This is a genomic window from Collinsella sp. AM10-26 (genome assembly GCF_003472525.1).
Lineage (GTDB): Bacteria > Actinomycetota > Coriobacteriia > Coriobacteriales > Coriobacteriaceae > Collinsella.
In genome coordinates, this window is the sequence record NZ_QRMC01000018.1 from 1 (window position 1) to 2075 (window position 2075).

1 protein-coding gene is annotated in these 2075 nt (G+C 55.2%); it reads left to right on the forward strand.

Annotated features, from left to right (window positions below; translation table 11 throughout):
- Positions 1 to 228: 228 nt before the first annotated feature.
- Entirely contained in the window at positions 229 to 1923 is a 1695-nt protein-coding gene (locus DW123_RS09430) for a phospho-sugar mutase (RefSeq protein WP_117744005.1), read from the forward strand.
- The last annotated feature ends 152 nt before the right edge of the window (positions 1924 to 2075 follow it).

Consider the following 2075-nt stretch of genomic DNA (forward strand, 5'->3'; position numbering starts at 1 on the left):
TCAGAGGAAATGGAGAAGGGGGAGGCCTCGCGGCCTCCCCCTTTTTTGCGTTAATGGGCAACATTCCTTATGCAATTAAATCAATTTAATCATCCACCGCTTAATATAGACGTTCACCGTTCTGTGGTCGGTTCTCTGTTCTCAATGGACTAATATTTGCTTTAGCGCACTGACGCGCTTGTCCTGTTTCACACGGGTCGTTTTATTGATTGTGACGGAAGGACTCACATGGCAGATGTTCATGAGCTGCTTGATACTTGGATTGCCAATGTCAAGGATGAGGAGCTCCTCGCTGAGCTCAACACGATGAAGGAGCAGGGTGATGAGGACGCCATCACCGACGCTTTCTTCCAGGATCTCGCCTTCGGCACTGCTGGTCTTCGCGGCACTATCGGTGCAGGCACTAACCGTATGAATATCTATACGGTCGGTCGTGCGACCCAGGGATTCGCTGACTACCTCAATGCGACCTTCGAGCATCCGACGGTCGCCATCGCTCGCGATAGCCGCAATAAAGGTGAGCTGTTCGTTAAGACGACGGCTGCCATTCTTGCAGCAAACGGTGTGACTGCCCTTGTGTATCCCAAGATTTCTCCTGTGCCGACGCTTTCCTGGGCTGTTCGTGATCTTAAGTGTTCCGGTGGCATTTGCATGACCGCTAGTCATAACCCGGCGCCGTATAACGGCTATAAGGCCTATGGCCCCGACGGCTGCCAGATAACCAGCGAGGCCGCCGATGCAATTTCTAAGGCCATCGCCGAGACTGATACGTTCACCGGAGTGAAGTCCATGGACTTCGATGAGGCTCTTGAGCAGGGTCTGGTCAAATGGATCGATGATTCGTGCCTCGAGCGTTATTACGACGCCGTACTCGCGCGCGGCGTTACGAATCTTTCTGCCGAGGAGATTGCCGGCGCACCGCTCAAGCTTGTCTATACGCCGTTGAATGGTACCGGCCTCATTCCCGTCACGACGGTGCTCGAGCGTGCTGGCATCACCGATGTCACGGTTGTTCCCGAGCAGAAGGAGCCTAACGGCGATTTCCCGACCTGCCCGTATCCTAACCCCGAGATCCGTCAGGCCATGCAGAAGGGCATCGACCTGTGCGAGCAGGTTCACCCCGATCTGCTGCTTGCAACCGATCCTGACGCCGACCGTGTTGGCGTTGCCGTTAAGAATGGCGATGACTATCTGCTGCTGACCGGCAATGAGATGGGCGTTCTGCTGCTCGACTATATCTGCAAGACCCGTGCTGCCCGCGGTGAGGACCTCACTAATAAGGTTGCCGTTACTACTATCGTTTCTTCCGCCATGGTTGACGCTTTGGCCGACGAGTACGGTTTTGAGCTCCGCCGCTGCCTGACGGGCTTCAAGTACATCGGCGACATCATTACTTCTCTTTCCGATGCTGGCGAGGTCGATCGCTTTATCTTCGGTTTTGAGGAGAGCTACGGCTATCTGGCCGGCGACCACGTGCGCGACAAGGACGCCGTGAGCACTTCGCTTCTGATTTGCCAGATGGCGCAGTATTACAAGCTCCAGGGCAAGAACCTCGCCGATGCGATGCACGATCTGTACGAGAAGTATGGCTACTATCACAACAAGACGATTTCGCTGAGCTATCCGGGCGCTGAGGGTGCGGTAAAGATGGCCGGCATCATGGCTGGTCTGCGCGAGAACCCGCCCGTGGAGCTCGCCGGTTCCAAGATTGAGGCCGTCGTGGATTACAATACCTGCGTGAACGGCCTGCCGAAGGCTAACGTCATTGAGTTCGATCTTGAGGGTGGTAACAAGGGTATTGTTCGTCCTTCCGGCACCGAGCCCAAGATTAAGCTGTACATCTTCGCAAAGGGCGCGGATGCCGCCGAGGCTGATGCAGCACTTGACGCGATTGAGGAGTCCGGTCGCAAACTATTGGCCTAAGGCTTTGAAAGCCTATTTCTATAGATAGACGGAGGAGGGGATCTCGGAAACGAGGTCCCCTCTATATTACTGGTAAATACAGCTGAGAATCCCAAACTGTGTAGGAAATGTGTACGCCCAGATTCCCGCCCCCGGGGCCCCTCCGGTCTGGC